General features: G+C 72.2%; 17 protein-coding genes and 1 tRNA gene. 7 read left to right on the top strand and 11 right to left on the bottom strand.

The genetic code is table 11. The annotated features are described in order from the left end of the window. Positions 1–19: 19 nt before the first annotated feature. Both galK and AB0C28_RS16180 read left to right on the top strand, forming a co-directional pair. Positions 20–1,132, top strand: coding sequence for a galactokinase (galK, locus tag AB0C28_RS16185; protein WP_358075054.1), 1,113 nt, complete (start codon positions 20–22; stop codon positions 1,130–1,132). Between the two features lie 142 nt (positions 1,133–1,274). Next, positions 1,275–1,910, top strand: coding sequence for a TetR/AcrR family transcriptional regulator (locus AB0C28_RS16180; protein WP_357836804.1), 636 nt, complete (start codon positions 1,275–1,277; stop codon positions 1,908–1,910). A 40-nt stretch (positions 1,911–1,950) separates the two neighbouring features. Here AB0C28_RS16180 and AB0C28_RS16175 read toward each other — a convergent pair whose 3' ends face one another. Continuing rightward, entirely contained in the window at positions 1,951–2,910 is a 960-nt protein-coding gene (locus tag AB0C28_RS16175) for a zinc-binding alcohol dehydrogenase family protein (protein WP_358075051.1), read from the bottom strand. 68 nt (positions 2,911–2,978) lie between these two features. On the opposite strand from AB0C28_RS16175, the gene AB0C28_RS16170 reads away from it, so the two are divergent. After that, entirely contained in the window at positions 2,979–3,611 is a 633-nt protein-coding gene (locus AB0C28_RS16170; protein WP_358075049.1) for a TetR/AcrR family transcriptional regulator C-terminal domain-containing protein, read from the top strand. A 45-nt stretch (positions 3,612–3,656) separates the two neighbouring features. Here AB0C28_RS16170 and AB0C28_RS16165 read toward each other — a convergent pair whose 3' ends face one another. Then, positions 3,657–4,433 (bottom strand): enoyl-CoA hydratase-related protein, encoded by a 777-nt coding sequence (locus AB0C28_RS16165; RefSeq protein ID WP_357836813.1) that lies wholly within the window; start codon positions 4,431–4,433, stop codon positions 3,657–3,659. 51 nt (positions 4,434–4,484) lie between these two features. On the opposite strand from AB0C28_RS16165, the gene AB0C28_RS16160 reads away from it, so the two are divergent. Continuing rightward, a complete protein-coding gene (locus AB0C28_RS16160) occupies positions 4,485–5,189 on the top strand; it encodes a tyrosine-protein phosphatase (RefSeq protein WP_358075046.1) in 705 nt (234 codons plus the stop codon). 149 nt (positions 5,190–5,338) lie between these two features. Here the strand turns inward: AB0C28_RS16160 and AB0C28_RS16155 are convergent, their stop codons facing one another. From AB0C28_RS16155 to AB0C28_RS16135, 5 genes are all read right to left on the bottom strand, one after another. Further along, on the bottom strand, positions 5,339–6,469 hold the full coding sequence (locus AB0C28_RS16155) for a nitric oxide synthase oxygenase (RefSeq protein ID WP_358075043.1): 1,131 nt from the start codon (positions 6,467–6,469) through the stop codon (positions 5,339–5,341). A 249-nt stretch (positions 6,470–6,718) separates the two neighbouring features. Next, positions 6,719–7,198 (bottom strand): hypothetical protein, encoded by a 480-nt coding sequence (locus tag AB0C28_RS16150; protein WP_358075040.1) that lies wholly within the window; start codon positions 7,196–7,198, stop codon positions 6,719–6,721. A 92-nt stretch (positions 7,199–7,290) separates the two neighbouring features. Further along, positions 7,291–7,551 (bottom strand): cell division protein CrgA, encoded by a 261-nt coding sequence (locus AB0C28_RS16145; protein WP_358075037.1) that lies wholly within the window; start codon positions 7,549–7,551, stop codon positions 7,291–7,293. A gap of 95 nt (positions 7,552–7,646) precedes the next feature. Further along, positions 7,647–8,324 carry a sulfotransferase domain-containing protein gene (locus AB0C28_RS16140; protein ID WP_358075034.1) on the bottom strand — a complete coding sequence of 226 codons (678 nt, stop codon included), beginning with the start codon at positions 8,322–8,324 and terminating at the stop codon, positions 7,647–7,649. 267 nt (positions 8,325–8,591) lie between these two features. Then, a tRNA-Asn gene (locus AB0C28_RS16135) sits at positions 8,592–8,666 on the bottom strand. A gap of 127 nt (positions 8,667–8,793) precedes the next feature. Between AB0C28_RS16135 and AB0C28_RS16130 the strand changes: the two genes are divergently transcribed. After that, positions 8,794–9,111 carry a YtxH domain-containing protein gene (locus AB0C28_RS16130; protein WP_346112168.1) on the top strand — a complete coding sequence of 106 codons (318 nt, stop codon included), beginning with the start codon at positions 8,794–8,796 and terminating at the stop codon, positions 9,109–9,111. A gap of 125 nt (positions 9,112–9,236) precedes the next feature. On the opposite strand, the gene AB0C28_RS16125 is transcribed toward AB0C28_RS16130, so the two are convergent. Genes AB0C28_RS16125 through AB0C28_RS16115 form a run of 3 tightly spaced genes read right to left on the bottom strand, consistent with a single transcriptional unit; the run spans position 9,237 to position 11,172 of the window. Continuing rightward, entirely contained in the window at positions 9,237–9,710 is a 474-nt protein-coding gene (locus AB0C28_RS16125; RefSeq protein WP_357836832.1) for a hypothetical protein, read from the bottom strand. After that, the gene (locus AB0C28_RS16120; protein WP_357836835.1) at positions 9,707–10,981 is read right to left on the bottom strand and encodes a hypothetical protein; all 1,275 of its coding nucleotides are present in this window, start codon (positions 10,979–10,981) and stop codon (positions 9,707–9,709) included. The genes AB0C28_RS16125 and AB0C28_RS16120 overlap by 4 nt, the downstream gene beginning before the upstream one ends. 32 nt (positions 10,982–11,013) lie before the next feature. Further along, the gene (locus AB0C28_RS16115) at positions 11,014–11,172 is read right to left on the bottom strand and encodes a hypothetical protein (protein WP_357836837.1); all 159 of its coding nucleotides are present in this window, start codon (positions 11,170–11,172) and stop codon (positions 11,014–11,016) included. Between the two features lie 177 nt (positions 11,173–11,349). On the opposite strand from AB0C28_RS16115, the gene AB0C28_RS16110 reads away from it, so the two are divergent. After that, a complete protein-coding gene (locus tag AB0C28_RS16110) occupies positions 11,350–12,516 on the top strand; it encodes a hypothetical protein (protein WP_358075030.1) in 1,167 nt (388 codons plus the stop codon). A gap of 43 nt (positions 12,517–12,559) precedes the next feature. Here the strand turns inward: AB0C28_RS16110 and AB0C28_RS16105 are convergent, their stop codons facing one another. Beyond that, positions 12,560–12,733, bottom strand: a complete 174-nt coding sequence (locus AB0C28_RS16105) for a hypothetical protein (protein ID WP_357836843.1) — start codon at positions 12,731–12,733, stop codon at positions 12,560–12,562. Here AB0C28_RS16105 and AB0C28_RS16100 point away from each other — a divergent pair. Then, on the top strand, positions 12,723–14,666 hold the full coding sequence (locus AB0C28_RS16100) for a tetratricopeptide repeat protein (protein ID WP_358075027.1): 1,944 nt from the start codon (positions 12,723–12,725) through the stop codon (positions 14,664–14,666). The genes AB0C28_RS16105 and AB0C28_RS16100 overlap by 11 nt on opposite strands. Positions 14,667–14,688: the final 22 nt, after the last annotated feature.

Here is a 14,688-nt window from a genome sequence, read left to right as displayed (position 1 = left end):
TGTTGAGGAGTGTTCGATTATGAGCGTTGTTGAAGCTTTCCGTGCCGCGTACGGCGCGTCCCCCCAGACCGTCTGGCGTGCACCGGGACGGGTCAACCTCATCGGCGAGCACACCGACTACAACGACGGCTTCGTGCTCCCGTTCGCGGTGCCGTGGGGCGTGACGGCGGCCCTGACCCCGCGCACCGACGGCACCATCCGCCTGCTCTCCCTCCAGGCCCCCGGCGAGCCGGTCACCCTGGCCACCCGCGAGGAGTCCAAGGGCTGGACCCGCTACGTCGTCGGCGTCCTCGCGATGCTCGGCGACCGGGTCGAGGGCGCCGACATCGCGATCGACGGCGACGTCCCGAGCGGCGCGGGGCTGAGCTCCAGCGCCGCCCTTGAGGTGGCCGTCGCCTCCGCGCTCAACGACGTGCACGAGCTGGGCCTGACGCCCATGGAGCTGGCCCTGCTCAGCCAGAAGGCGGAGAACGACTTCGTCGGCATGCCCTGCGGCATCATGGACCAGGCCGCCTCGGCGCTGGGCAAGGAGGGGCACGCGCTGTTCCTCGACTGCCGCTCGCTCGGCTCCCGCAACATCCCGCTCGACCTGGCCGCGCACGGGCTGAGCATCCTCATCATCGACACGCAGGTGCACCACGAGCACGCGGGCGGCGAATACGCCAAGCGCCGCGCCGAGTGCGAGTCCGCGGCCCGCAAGCTCGGCGTCCCCGCCCTGCGCGATGTCACCGACCTGGCCGGCGCCCTCGACCAGCTGAAGGGCGACGAGCGCAAGCGCACGATGCACGTCGTGACGGAGAACCACCGCGTCGAGGCGCTGATCGGACTGCTGCGGGCCGGCCAGGTCACCGAGATCGGCGCCCTGCTCAACGCCTCCCACCTGTCGCTCAGGGACCAGTACGAGGTGTCGTCGCCCGAGCTCGACCTGGCGGTGGAGGCCGCGATCCGGGGCGGGGCGCGGGGGGCGCGGATGACGGGCGGCGGGTTCGGTGGCTCGGCCATCGCGCTGGTGCCGGACGAGCGGCTGGAGAACGTCCAGCGGTCGGTGTCGGACGCGTACGCGGAGCGCGGGTTCCAGGCGCCGCGCTTCCTGCCCGCCATCCCGTCCGCCGGCGCCCACCGCCTCTCCTGACGCCGCCTTTCCTGATCGCCCGCCTCTCCTGGCGCCGGTTCTCTGATCGGTGTCCGGTTTCGCCTAAACTAAGTGGAGCGTCGTTCCGATCGATCGATTGATCGCCGGAGCCCGTTCCGCTTCGTCGGCGAAGGAGAGCACGGTGCCCACCACAGGCCAGCCCACCCCCGCGCAGCCCGGCTCCGAGCGGTTCGGAGCCGAGCGGCCCGGCGCGGCGCCGGTCAGGAACAAGCGGGCCGACGCGCGGCGCAACCAGCAGACGCTGCTGGCCGCCGCCGCCGAGGTGTTCGTCGCCTCGGGCGTCGACGCGCCGATCAGGGAGATCGCGGCCAAGGCGGGCGTCGGGGTGGGGACGATCTACCGCCACTTCCCGTCCCGGGCCGACCTCATCGTCGCCGTCTACCGTCACCAGGTCGAGGCCTGCGCGGAGGCCGGCCCGGCGCTGCTGGCGGAGACCGGCTCCCCGTACGAGGCGCTGCGCCGGTGGATCGACCTCTTCGTGGACTTCCTGGTCACGAAGCACGGGCTGGCCAAGGCGATGCAGTCCGACAGCAGCGGTTTCTCGACGCTGCACGCCTACTTCCTCGACCGCCTGGAGCCGGTCGCCGCCCACCTGCTCGACGCCGGGGTGGAGGCGGGCGAGATCGAGCCGGGCACGCGCGCGTACGAGCTGATGCGCGGCGTCGGCGACCTGTGCGTGGACCACGGCGGCGACCCGCGCTACAACCCCCGCCACCTGATCGACCTCGTCTTCAGAGGGCTGCGGCGCACTCCCTGAGCACCGCGGTCACGGCACGGCGAGGCGCCGGCCGCAGCGGTCACGGCACGACGACGAGGCGCCGGCCGCGCAGGTCGGTGCGCCGCCAGGCGGACTCGACCGCGCTCAGCGGGACCCGCTCGATCTCGAAGGTGAGCTCGCCGGAGCGGGCCCAGTCCACGATCCGCCCGTACGCCTCGCCCATGCTGTCGGGGGTGAGGTTTCTGGCCGCGCCGTAGATCTCGACCCCCGAGGTGCGCAGGCTCTCGGCGGAGAGGGTCAGCCCCGCCCCGGCCGATTCGCCGACCTGCACCACCCGGGTCGTCTTCGGGAAGGCGAAGGAGTCGGGCGTCAGCGCGCGCAGCAGGATCTCGGTGGGCCTGCCCCAGAGGAAGTCCACGACGACGTCGTAGCCGTCGCCCCTGGCCTCGACGAACGCCCGCACCAGCGCGTCGTCGGGGACGGCCGTGTTGATCACCGTGTCGGCGCCGAGGTCCCGCACCTCGCGCAGTTGCCCCTCGTCGCGGCCGGTGGCGACGATCCGGCCGGCGCCGAGCAGCCGGGCGAGCTGGACCGCGAGCCGCCCGGCCACTCCCGTGGCGCCCTGCACCAGCACCGTCTCCCCCGGCACGAGGCCCGCCGCGGTCGCCATGGACATGCCGGTGACGGCCGAGCCCAGCACGGCCGCGACCACCGGCTCGATCCCCTCGGGGACGGGGACGTACGCGCCGCGCGCCACCACGGTCCGCTCGGCGAGCGCGCCGTAGGGTGCGCGCGGGCCGCCGAAGCCGACGAGGGTGCCGTCCGGCAGCGTCCCGATGCCGTCGAAGACGGGGATGAGCGGGAGCCGGGCGAGGTATCCCCCGCCGGCGTAGTGGGTCCCGGCCGCGAACGCCTTGTCGACGTTCTCGATCGCGGCCGCCTTGACCTCGACGATCACCTCGTCCGCGCCGGCCACGGGGTCGGGGAAGTCCTCGAACCGTGGCACGCCGCCGATCTCGTGGAGTACCGCTGCCTTCATGTCCGCTCCTCTCTATCACTGATAGGGAGGACCCTAGCACTGATAGAGTGCGCTGGGAGGTGCCTACTTTGGCCTTGGACAGACAGCGGATCGTCACCGAAGCGATAGCACTGCTGGACGCGGAAGGTCTCGACGGCGTGACCACCCGCAAACTGGCCACCCGGCTCGGGGTGAAGTCACCGACCCTCTACTGGCACTTCCCGAACAAGGCGGCCCTCGTCACCGCGATCGCCGAGGAGATACTCGGGCAGCAGTTCCCCGAGCTGACGCCGCCGGAGCCGGAGGAACGCTGGCAGGACTGGCTGAGCGGCCTGGCCGCCCGGCTGCGCCGTGCGCTGCTGGCCCATCCCGACGGCGCCAGGATCGTCTCGGCGGCCCAGCTCTCGCTCAAGATGGCGGCGATCTCGGAGCTGGCGATGAAAACGCTGGTCGAACGCGGCTTCGCGCTGCGGCAGGCACGCCTGATCGTCCTGACGGTGGAGCGCTTCACCATCGGGTTCGTCCTGGAGGAGCAGTGGCCCCGGCCGGAGCCGGGCAGCGGGGAGGAGGTCGACCTGGCCGCGTACCGGGAGATGTTCCCGACCGTCATGGCGGGTGTGACCGACTACTTCCAGCCCGGCCGCACCGTGGACGACCTGTTCCACGACTGCCTGCGGATGGTCGTCGAGGGGCCCCCGGCAGCGCCCGACCCCGCACCCTGACCGGCGGCACCGTCGCAGGGCCGTCGCAGGGCCGTTACAGAGCCGTTACAGGGGCGGGAAGTTCGGCGGGCGGCGCTCCAGGAAGCTCGCCACACCCTCCGCGAAGTCCGGCCGCTCGAAGGAGGCGAGCATCTCCTGGGTGGCCGCCTTGGCCGACTCCTCCAGCGTGGTGTCCCAGTCGTGCCACACCTGCCGCTTGATCACCGCCATGGACGCCGGCGAACTGTGCACCGCCAGTTCCCCTGCGTAGGCGCGGGCCTGCTCCAGCAGTTCCTCCCCCGGCACGGCCCGGTTGGCCAGCCCCAGCTCGTACGCCTCCCGCCCCGAGAACACCCGCCCCGACAGCAGGATGTCCATGGCCCGCTGCTGCCCCATGACGCGCGGCAGCACCCAGGACAGCCCGTACTCGGCGACCAGCCCGCGGCGCGGGAAGGCCGTCGTCCACTTGGCCTCCTCGGCCGTGAAGACGAGGTCGCAGACGAGGGCGTGCACGATGCCCAGGCCGGCGCAGGCCCCGTTGACGGCGGCGATGATCGGCTTGGCGATGGTCGTGGGGAAGGTGGTGGGACGGGGGTCGGGGGCCTCGTCGTACGAGCCGGTCTGGATGGCGGTCAGCGTCTTGAAGTCGGCTCCCGAGCAGAACCCCTTGCCCGCGCCGGTGACCACCACGGCCCGCACCCCGGGGTCCCGCTCCGCCTCCGCCAGCAGGTCGAAGTAGCGCCGCCCCATCGCGTCGGTCCACGCGTTGAGCGTGTCCGGCCGGTTGAAGGTCAGCGTGAGCACGCCCTTGTCGTCGAGCGTCGAGAGCACCAGTTCCGCCATGCCCTAACAGAACCATGTTCTAGCCTGGGAAGGCAAGGATACGGTGGTCCCATGGAGCGGCATCTGGCGTGGGAGGGCTGCCACAACGTCCGCGACCTGGGCGGCCTGGCGACGGCTGACGGGCGGCGTACGCGCTGGGGGGCGGTGGTGCGTTCCGACACGCCCGACCGGCTCACCCCGGTCGGCTGGGCGGCCGCCGCTGCACACGGCGTACGGACGATCGTCGACCTGCGCACCCCCGGCGAGCATCGCGCCGCCCCCGGCCACCGCCCGCCCGGGATGACGATCGTCAGCGTGCCCCTGCACCGCCACGACGACCCCGCCCTCGCCCGGTACGGCGGGACCCCGCTCTACCTGGGCCCGTTCCTCGACCGGCGGGCCGACCTGTGCGTCCTCGCCCTGCGCGCCGTCGCGCGGGCCGAGCCCGGCGGCGTGCTCGTCCACTGCGTGGCCGGCCGCGACCGCACCGGGCTGATCGCCCTGCTGCTGCTCGCGCTGGCCGGGGTCGGATCCGCCGACATCCTGGCCGACTACGCCTGCTCGGCGGCCCGGCTGAGCCCTCTGTACGCCCTGCTGGGCGAGCCCGACGACGACCTGCGCGTACGGGCACGCCTGGAGGAGGCCGGGACCACCACGGAGGAGGTCGTGCTGGCCCTGCTGGCGCGCCTCGACGTGGAGGCGCGCCTGACGGCGGGCGGCCTGACCGCCGCCGAGATCACCGCACTCCGCGACCGCCTGACCGAACCACCCGCCTGACACCTGGCGAGCGCCCCGCGACGACGGACGACTCGGGGCGGAGGACTCGGGGCGGAGGACTCGGGGCGGACGACTCGCGGCGGACGACTCGCGGCGACGGGCGGCGGACGGGCGTGGGGCCTGCCCTGCCTCCGCTCCCGACACACCTCCTACCGATGGTGGACGAAGGCGGGGGTCAGGACGCGGGTGTCGTAGTAGCGGTGGAAGACGGGCGTGGCGCTGCCCGACAGCGGTGGCACGATCCACGACCAGTCCGCCGGGCAGACCCGTCCCGCCTGCTCCTCCCGCGACAGATGCGTCAGGAAGCGCCGCGACTCCGTGTGGTGATCGGTCATGCTCACCCCGGCCCGCTCGAACGAGTGCAGCACCGCCACGTTCAGCTCCACCAGCGCGTGGTCGCGCCACAGCGTCCGCTCGCTGGAGGTGTCCAGCCCGAGCCGCTCCGCCACCACCCCGAGCTGGTCGTACCTGTCCGCGTCCGCCAGGTTGCGCGCGCCGATCTCGGTGCCCATGTACCAGCCGTTGAAGGGCGCGCAGGGATAGCAGATTCCGCCGATCTCCAGGCACATGTCCGAGATGGCCGGTACGGCGTGCCAGCGCAGGCCGAGCTCCTCGAACCAGGGATAGTCGGGATGCGTCAGCGGCACCTCCAGCACGGCGTCCCCCGGCAGGTTGCACAGGAGCGGCTCGCCCGCCGGGGGCCGGATGACGAGCGGCAGCACGTCGAACCGGCCGCCCCGGCCGCGCCAGCCCAGACCGGTCGCCGTCTCGGTGAGCGCGACGTTGGCCGGATCGCCGCGCACGCCGTCCGGAGTGCGGTATCCGGCATAACGGATGAGCTGGTCGTTCAGGATGCGGAAGCCGGGCAGGGCGGGGGTGTCGGGCGGCAGCACGGTGACCGTGGGCCTGATCTTGCCTTCGCCCGTGGCCTCGCGCAGGTGGGCCACGCATTCGAGGGCGACCCCCTCGGCCGTGCCCACCTGACGGCGGTCACGTACCTTGAGCGAGCGCCAGTACAGCCGCCCGATGCACCGGTTGCTGTTGCGCCAGGCCACCCGGGCCCCGAACTCCAGTTCTTCGTACGTGTGCGTGTAGGTCCCGCGCCGGGCCACCTCCCTGGCGACGTCGCGCAGGCGGGCGTAGGCGTTGCCGGCGGAGGGGTTCTCGGCGTGGAAGAGCCTGATGAAACGCTCGGCCTCGCCGAGGTCGGTGGTGCGCCTGACCACCGTGCGGGCGGCGGGCGCGTCGAAGGGTCGAAGAGATTTGATCCAGGTAGGCACGCGGCAGTCAGCACTTCTCCGTCAGCGGAGCGCCCCGCCGATTCCGGGTCGGCGACACGTCCTGGTGGCGCCCTCTCCACGCCTCCGTCACGGTTCCCGCGGCTCCGGCCCGAACGACCGGCCCTTCCATCCTTGCGTGCCATGCCTGCCTTGTCCCAGGAACGGGAAAACGGGTGATGGTCGAGTCACATAGCGTGAAACGCCACGCGCCCCCGGGAACCCTGCCGGGGGCGCGTGACAACGGCCGGGTCACCGGCGGGCGCGGCCCTCCCACACGCAGGTGAGTTGGATGACGCGCGTGTCACGCCACCGCTTGCCGGCCTTCCCGCGCCCGATCTCGCGTGCCGGAACGCGAATCGTCAGCCGCTCGGACGTCCCACGTACCTCGTCCTCGACCGCCCGCGCGGGCCGTACGTCATCCTGCGCGGCCCGCGCGGGCACGACCTCGGCGTACTCGCCGTCGATCAGCTCGACCGCCCTGGCCCTGGACAGACGCACAACCTCACCGTCACTCGTCCAGCACACGAGCCTGGCACCGCGCGGCGCACGCTCGATGTGCCGGTCGCGCCGGTCGTACTCGCCGTGCCCGTCGTGCCCGTCGTGCCCGTCGTGCCCGCCGAGCACCCTGACGGGCCCGTCAGGACGCTCATCGGCCAGCGCGGGCCCGGCCATGCCACCGAGCCCGAGCGCCGCCACCGTGGCGACGATCGCCAGGTGTCGCTTCATCATTGGGATCTCCCTCCCCGAAGGGTTTCGACACCCCCGAGGGTCGCCCGCGGCACCTGAAGCGAGCCTTAAGACACCCGAAGCGACCTTCAGCTTCAGGGCCGGCGGCGGGCCACCACGATGGCCACCAACGCCTGCACCAGGGCGAAGAACATGCCGAGCAGAATGAACGCGAAGCCGGCGAGCAGGTTCCAGTTGCCCAGTTCGGCGATGCCGGGGAGAGCCGGGTTCACGTAGAACACAACGATCCACAGAACGCCGACGATCCAGGACAGACCCATCGCCAGCGACGGCCACATGGGGGTGCGCTGGGGACGCCGCGACGAGCGGCCGGGCGAATCGGGCGAAGAGGCCACTCGTTCACTCCTCTGGTGGGGAGTCGTCGGGGAACGCACCAGTCCGAACCAACGCCATCAAAGCACGGCGCCTGCGGTTCCGTCCCCCTCCGGCTTCACGCGTCTCGGGGGTACCCAAGCAGCTCCATGGCCGCGGCGTTGTCGGGGCGGGACCAGAAGAGCCGGTGCAGCTCGTCCGGCAGTTCGTCCGCGTGCGTACGCGTATGACCTCTCCTGAAGAAGCCGCCGTCGAGCTGGCGCAACTCCGCGAAGGTCGGGATCCGGGCGTCGGGCAGCGGCCGCAGGGACGGCACCAGCGTGGCCACCAACCGCTCGACGGCCCGGCGCGGCTCGCGGATCAGGTCCTCGTAGCGGAGCGGCACGCGATGGGGCGCGGGTGGCCGGAGCCAGCTCAGCACGTTCCGCCCCCAACTGCCCGTGCCCACCGTGTCACGGCGGTCGATGATCCTGCGCACCTCGGCCTCGAAGTCGAGCGCGCCGTTCAGCCGGGCCCATGAGGTGATGGAGTCGCGGCCGTCCCGGACGAGGCAGATCGCACGGTCCTCCTCGCCTGCGCGCTGCCGGTGCGTCTTGACGAAGTGCGGCCGCTCGGACGCGCGCATCTCCTCGATCGACGAGGGCCGCTCCTCGAACCCGATCAGCTCGGGCCCGAGCCGCTCGGCCACGCCGTCCACGTCGTAGACGGTGGAGGTACGCACGCCGTACAGGTAATTGAGGATGATGCGCAGGAAGGTGTTGCCCGACCGGGGAAACGAGGCGACCCAGATGATCACGCCTCCGACCGTACATTCCGCCCCCGCCGCGCGTCGCGCATCCGGCCGCGCCTCTACGATCGCCATCGTGGGCGCGGGCTTCATGATCGGCGCGGTGGCCCTGGCCATCGGATCGGACCCCCGGGACCGCAGGCGCCCGCAACGCAAAGACCGGCCGACGCACCCGAGCCATGGGGTGAGGCTGTGAGCCCCCGACGATCACGGGTTGACCCGCCGGGCTCCCGTAACGACTCAGGCCCCCTTCCGGAGGAAGAGGGCCTGGATGACTGGCTCCCGCGATAGGACTCGAACCTATAACCTGCCGGTTAACAGCCGGCTGCTCTGCCGTTGAGCTACGCGGGATCGATCTGTTTGCCCACCTCGCCGGGGGTCTGTGCCCCCGTCGCTGTGCGCAGGAATAGATTAGCGCACTCCGGGAGTGCGTGTCGCATCGCCAGCGGGGTAGGCCCGGAGACAGCGGAGGTGCGAAATGCGTTATCGACTGACATTCGCTGTCGGGCTGGCTGTCGGCTACGTGCTGGGCAGCCGGGCCGGGCGCGAACGGTACGAGCAGATCAAGCGGACCGCGCAGCGCGTGGCCGACAATCCCCGGGTGCAGGAAGCGGCCGGGGTGGTCGGGGCGCAGGCGTCGAGGTTCGCGGGAATGGCCAGGGCGAGGGTGGGTGACACGCTGCAGCAGCGGATCCCGTTCCTCCATTCGGAAGAGCACGGCACGGGCAACGGCACCGGCTGGCCCGACGAGGAGGCCGCCGAGCGGAAGGCTCGCGAGAGCGGCATCCCCTACTGAGGCGTACACACGCGCCTCAACAAACGCGCCGCAGGCGCACACCTGAGGCGCACATCGATCGGTAGGGGATTGAGCGGCCGTACACCCCCGCGAGCCTGCGGCCGCCCCCGCACCGGCGCAGAAGATCAGACGCCCATGCTGCGGCGTACGCCTTCCAGAGCCTGTTCGGCCTGGGCGCGCAGGCCGGGGTCGGCGGGGTCGAGGCCGTCGTCGAAGACGAGGGTCCAGCCGAGCATCTCGCCGCCGGGCCTGCGCCTGGCCACCAGCCGGACGCCGCCCCTCCCGGGCAGTTGCACGTGCTTGTTGACCACGATCGTGGAGTTGACGCGCTCGCGCACGGTCTCGGGCATCATGCGCGGCTCGGTGACCCGCTCGAAATGCCGGACGCCGCCCGTGGTGATCACGAGCAGGCCGTCCTCGTCCCACGAGGCCCGGTCGATCTCCTCGTACGGCAGGCGGGTGCCCCCGGGCAGGTGGAGCGCGAGGTTGGTGGCCACCAGGTGGCCCGCCTCGGCGGCGGCGAACGTCAGCACCCGCTCCCCCTTCGCAATGTCCAGGGAACGGCGCACGTCAGCGGGCAGCCGGCGGAAAAGGCTCATTCGACCACAGTATCCGCGAGCAGATCCAGGGTGAGCGCCGCACTCCAGGAGAAGTCCCTGCAGCCCCGCCCGCTGCCGTCGAAGGGGTCGAAGCACTCGCGGAAACCAGCCTGGCGGACCAGACGTAAGGTGCCGTTGGTGAGCTGCTGGCCGAGCTGGTCGAGCGAGTGCACGGCCGCTGCCCTGCGCAGCAGCCAGTTGGTGTTCACCCAGGAGGGGCCGCGCCAGTAGCGGGTGCGGTCGAACTGGGTGGCGCGAATCTCGCAGCTGGGCACCGGATAGCCGGTCGCGCCCATGAACCTGGCCGACTCCAGCACGTCCACGGCGGCCCGCAGCCGGTCGGCGGGCAGGCCGGGGTCGAGCAGCGGCCCGAACGCGCCGACCGTGCAGACCCGGATGAGCCGGTCCGCGCGCAGGTCCCTGGCGTAGAAGCAGCCGTCCCAGAGGCGTTCGAGCAGGGCCCGCCTGATGCGTTCCGCCTGCTCGGCGTGCGGCGCGGGATCGACGCCCGCGAGCGGGGCGAGCTCCGCCATGGCCTGGCAGGACGCGAGCCAGATCCCGTTGAACATCGGGTCCTCGATCGCGAACGGGTGCTCGTCGCGCAGGTAGTCGGGGCTGTAACCGGCGTCCCGGTAGCGCATCGCCAGCCAGACGTAGCGGTCGTGGTCGCTGTCGGGGTGGCGTTCCTCCATCTCGACGTGGTGGTAGCCGTACCGGATCGAGGGCAGCGCGTTGAGCGGCTCGTCCCAGGCCGGGCTGTCGTCCATGCCCGACTCCCAGGGGTGCACGATCGCGGCCAGCCCGGCGCCGCCCAGGTCGCGGGCGGAGGCGAGGTAGTCGTGCTGGGCGGCCAGCGCCGGGTACGCCTGCCTGACGAACGCGGCGTCGCCCGTGTGGCGGTAGAGCCACCACAGCGCCAGCCCGTGCAGGGGCGGCGCGGTGAGTCCTGAGGTGAGCACGCGGGGCGCGGCCTTGTGCTCCTGCGATCGCCACACGGAAGGGCCGGGGAAGTACGCTTCGCGGGTATGGAAGACGATGTGCGGCACCATTCCGGTGGCCCACTGCCCGCGCAGCAGGCTGAGCAGCTCGTCGCGGGCCCGGTCCGGCCGGTGTCTGGCCAGGCCGATGACGACGAACGCGGAGTCCCAGCTCCATTGGTGCGGATACAGCCCTGGCGCGGGCACGGTGCCGGTGCCCGTCCAGTTCGCCTCGAGCACGGCCAGGGCCTCGCGCCCGAGCGCGGCATCGTCGACCGCGGGCCGCGCCTCCATCACCTCACTATGACTGCGGATGCCTCAGGAAGCTATGTCCGCTTGAGCCACTTCGAGGCGAACATGACGGCGAACGCGACGGCGCCGATGACGAGCCCCCACTTGAGCAACGTCAGGGCGAAACCCACGAGGGGGCCGAGCAGCACGAGCGCGGCGATGACGGCCGCGACGATCAGAAGAATTCGTCCCATGACCACCACGCTAAGAGATCGTTAAGTGCTTTGCAGGCGAGGCAGGGTTGAATCAGGGACAAGTCAGGGGTCACCCCGAGCCAAAGGAACTAAAGCCCTTCAACCCGCCGTTGAGGCGGTATAAACGGGGCAGCGGGGGGCCTCTTCACGGGGAGCGTGATGAGCCTGGGACCACCAATGAGCAGGGAGGGCGCCGAGCACGCGCTGCGCGCTCGGGCCGACGAACGTGACCGGATCTCCGGCGACCTGCTCGATCTCGAATCCCACACCACCTACCAGTTGCTGCGCGGCGCCTCCTTACGCGGGGCGACCGAGCGGCGCTGGGCCGCCGCGCAGGAGGCACTGGCCGGGCTGTGGGCGCTCAACGACGCCTACCGCGCCGTGCTGCGCGACGCCGAGCAGATCCGGGCCTCCCGTCCCCGGCTCGGCGCCGACCAGCTCGCCCGGCTCACCGAGCTGCTGTCGGGCCCATCCGTGGTGCTGCGGGCCGCCGCCAAGCCGGTCGAGCAGCGTTCGCTGCGCCCGCAGGCCGACACGCGCCTGACGCTCGACGAGACCGTGACCCGGATGGACGCCGCGTTCGGCGAGGTCACGGCCGCCCTGAACGACATCGACGCGGTGTGGAACGCCGTGCTGCCCCGCCTCGACGAGGCCGACGCCCGCCTGCGCCGCATCCGCGAGCTGGAGAGCCGGCTGGGCGAGAGCTCCGACCTGGCCGCCCAGGAGGCGGAGCTGCGGCGGATGCGCGCGGCGGCGGTCGAGGACCCGCTGGGGCCCTCCGTCGCGCAGGAGCTCGACCGGATGGCCAAACTGCTGGCCGGCTCGCTGGCGGAGGTCGAGCTGGCGCTCGTGGTCAAGGACGAGTACGCCAGGCGCAGAGAGGACCTGGTGGCCGCGCTCGACCGGGTGCGGGCCGCCGAGAGCGAGACCCGGCTGGCCCACGGCTCGGTCGTGGTCAAGATCGCCCTGCCGCCGCAGGCCCAGCCGCGCAGCAGGGTGGAGGCGCTGGCCGGGGAGCTGGACGCGCTCGACGCCTCCGCCGATCCCTGGGTGTTACGGGCCAAGCGGCTGGCGGCCCTGGAGGAGGAGACCCGCAAGGCCGCCGACCAGGCGTACGCCACCGCCAAAGCGCTTTACGGCCTCGTCGCCCGGCGCGACGAGCTGCGCGGCCGGCTCGGCGCCTGCCAGGCGATGGCGGTGCGCAAGGGCCTGGCCGAGGACCCGGTGACCTCGGAGCTGTACGAGCGGGCGCGCGTGCTGCTGTGGAGTGCCCCCTGCGATCTGACGAGGGCGGCCGAGGCCGTCGAGAACTACCAGCGCGCGATTTCCGGAGGTAAGCGATGACCCGCTGCGCGCAGCCCGGCTGCACAGGGACGATCGAGGAGGGCTACTGCGACCAGTGCGGGCACGCGGCGAGCCCGTCACCGCTGCCCCCGTCGTCGGCCCCCTTATCGGCACCGTCGTCGGTGCCGTCGTCGGGTCCTCTCAACACGCAGCCGGTCAGCAGATCGATGAGTTCCCCGTCGAGCAGCGGCAGGTCGCGGGCCGGGGTGCTGGCCACGATCGCCGACCTGCCGTCGGTCCCCTACCGCGACCCGTCCACCGCGGTGATGGCCAACCCCGAGGTGCCCGAGGAGAAGCGCCACTGCGCCAACCCCGACTGCGGCAAGCCGGTGGGCCGCTCGCGCGAGGGCCGCCCCGGGCTGACGGACGGGTTCTGCCCGCACTGCCGCACCCAGTTCTCCTTCGCCCCGAAGCTGGCCAAGGACGACATGGTCGCCGGCCAGTACCGGGTGCTGGGCTGCCTGGCGCACGGCGGTCTCGGCTGGATCTACCTGGCCTCCGACGAGAACCTGGACGGCCGGTGGGTGGTGCTCAAGGGCCTGCTCAACACCATGGACGCCGAGGCGCTGGCGGCGGCCGAGGCCGAGCGGAAGTTCCTGACCACCGTCGACCACCCCAACATCGTCAAGATCTTCAACTTCCAGCGCTCGGCCGGGCTGGGCTACATCGTCATGGAGTACGTCGGTGGCCAGTCGCTGCACGAGCTGCGCCGCCAGGGCCCGCTGCCGCTGCGCGAGGCCCTGATGTACGGCAGGGAGATCCTGCACGCCTTCGGCTACCTGCACGAGAACGGCCTGGTCTACTGCGACCTCAAGCCGGCCAACGTGATCAGGGTCGGCCGGCGGCTCAAGCTCATCGACCTGGGCGCGGTGCAGCCGTTCGGCTCGCCGGTGGGCTCGTCCTGGGTCACCGTCGGCTACCACGCCCCCGAGCTGGAGACGCAGCCGTCGTCGATCGCCTCCGACCTCTACACCGTGGCCAGGACGCTGGCGGTGCTGGCGATCCCCGGGTTCAGCCCGGCCTCGGGCGGCGTGGCCAACCCGCTGCCGGCCGACTGCGGGCATCCGTCGTTCACCCGGCTGCTGCGCAAGGCGACCGCGGCGAACCCCGCCGACAGGTTCCAGAGCGCGTGGGAGATGGAGGAGCAGCTCGTCGGCGTGCTGCGCGAGGTCAGCGCGCTGGAGAGCGGGGTGCCGCACCCGGCGCTGTCGACGCTGTTCGGGCCGGAGCGCACGGCCGTCGGGACGGCGCTGTCGCAGCGCGAGGGCGAGGTGTTCGAGCCGCTGGACCCGGTGGCGGTGGCCCGCGCGCTGCCGGTGCCGCTGGTGGATCCGGCCGACCCGGCGGCCGGCGCACTCGCGGGACTGCTCGGACGCGACGGCAAGGAGCTGCTCGACCAGCTCGCCGCGATGCCGGCGACCCCCGAGACGAAGCTCATGCGGGTCAGGCTGCTGGCCGAGTCGGCCGCGGCCGAGACCCCCATCGCCCTGAACGAGCTGGACGGGGAGCTGCCGCGCGACTGGCGGCTCACCTGGTACCGCGGGGTGCTCGCGCTGGTCACCGGGCAGGCGGACCAGGCGGTGTCGCTGTTCGAGGCGTGCCTGTCGCACCTGCCCGGCGAGACGGCGCCGAAGCTGGCGCTGGCGTTCGCGCTGGAGTGCGCGGGCAAGCCCGCCGCCTCCTGGTACGACCTCGTCTGGCGCACCGACCACACCTACGTCAGCGCGGCGTTCGGGCTGGCCAGGTCGGGCCGGATCGGCGTGCTGGACGAGGTGCCCGCCTCGTCGGTCCACCGGGTGGCGGCGCAGGTGGCGCTGGCGGCCTCGGTGGTACGCAGGGCCGACCTGAGCGTGCTGAAACCGGACGAGCTCGTGGGCGCCGCCGACCGGGTCGCGAAGCAGGCCGACCTCGACCCGCGCCGCCGCGACCTGCTCACGGCCGAGGTGCTGGGCGGGGCGCTGGCCTGGCTCGACAGCAACCCGCCGCCGCAGGGCTCGCCGCGGCTGGCCGACGCGCCGTTCACCGAGCCGGGGCTGCGCAAACGGCTCGAATCCATCTACCGCAGGCTGGCCGTGGCGGCGGAGACGCGCCAGGAGCGCCACGCGCTGATCGACCAGGCCAACGCCGTACGACCGAGGACGTGGTTGTGATCTGTCCCGTTTGCGAGGCTCC

It is taken from the genome of Nonomuraea sp. NPDC048892 (assembly GCF_040649735.1).
GTDB classification, from domain to species: Bacteria; Actinomycetota; Actinomycetes; order Streptosporangiales; family Streptosporangiaceae; genus Nonomuraea; species Nonomuraea maheshkhaliensis.
The sequence above is the reverse complement of the archived record's forward strand: the minus strand, read 5'-3'. Positions and strand labels throughout refer to the sequence as shown.

Coding starts and splice junctions, on each gene's coding strand:
- galK (WP_358075054.1), top strand. CDS start 20: ATGAGCGTTGTTGAAGCTTTCCGTGCCGCGTACGGCGCGTCCCCCCAG.
- AB0C28_RS16175 (WP_358075051.1), bottom strand. CDS start 2,910: ATGAAGGCAGCGGTACTCCACGAGATCGGCGGCGTGCCACGGTTCGAG.
- AB0C28_RS16165 (WP_357836813.1), bottom strand. CDS start 4,433: ATGGCGGAACTGGTGCTCTCGACGCTCGACGACAAGGGCGTGCTCACG.
- AB0C28_RS16160 (WP_358075046.1), top strand. CDS start 4,485: ATGGAGCGGCATCTGGCGTGGGAGGGCTGCCACAACGTCCGCGACCTG.
- AB0C28_RS16150 (WP_358075040.1), bottom strand. CDS start 7,198: ATGATGAAGCGACACCTGGCGATCGTCGCCACGGTGGCGGCGCTCGGG.
- AB0C28_RS16130 (WP_346112168.1), top strand. CDS start 8,794: ATGCGTTATCGACTGACATTCGCTGTCGGGCTGGCTGTCGGCTACGTG.
- AB0C28_RS16125 (WP_357836832.1), bottom strand. CDS start 9,710: ATGAGCCTTTTCCGCCGGCTGCCCGCTGACGTGCGCCGTTCCCTGGAC.
- AB0C28_RS16120 (WP_357836835.1), bottom strand. CDS start 10,981: ATGGAGGCGCGGCCCGCGGTCGACGATGCCGCGCTCGGGCGCGAGGCC.
- AB0C28_RS16115 (WP_357836837.1), bottom strand. CDS start 11,172: ATGGGACGAATTCTTCTGATCGTCGCGGCCGTCATCGCCGCGCTCGTG.
- AB0C28_RS16110 (WP_358075030.1), top strand. CDS start 11,350: ATGAGCAGGGAGGGCGCCGAGCACGCGCTGCGCGCTCGGGCCGACGAA.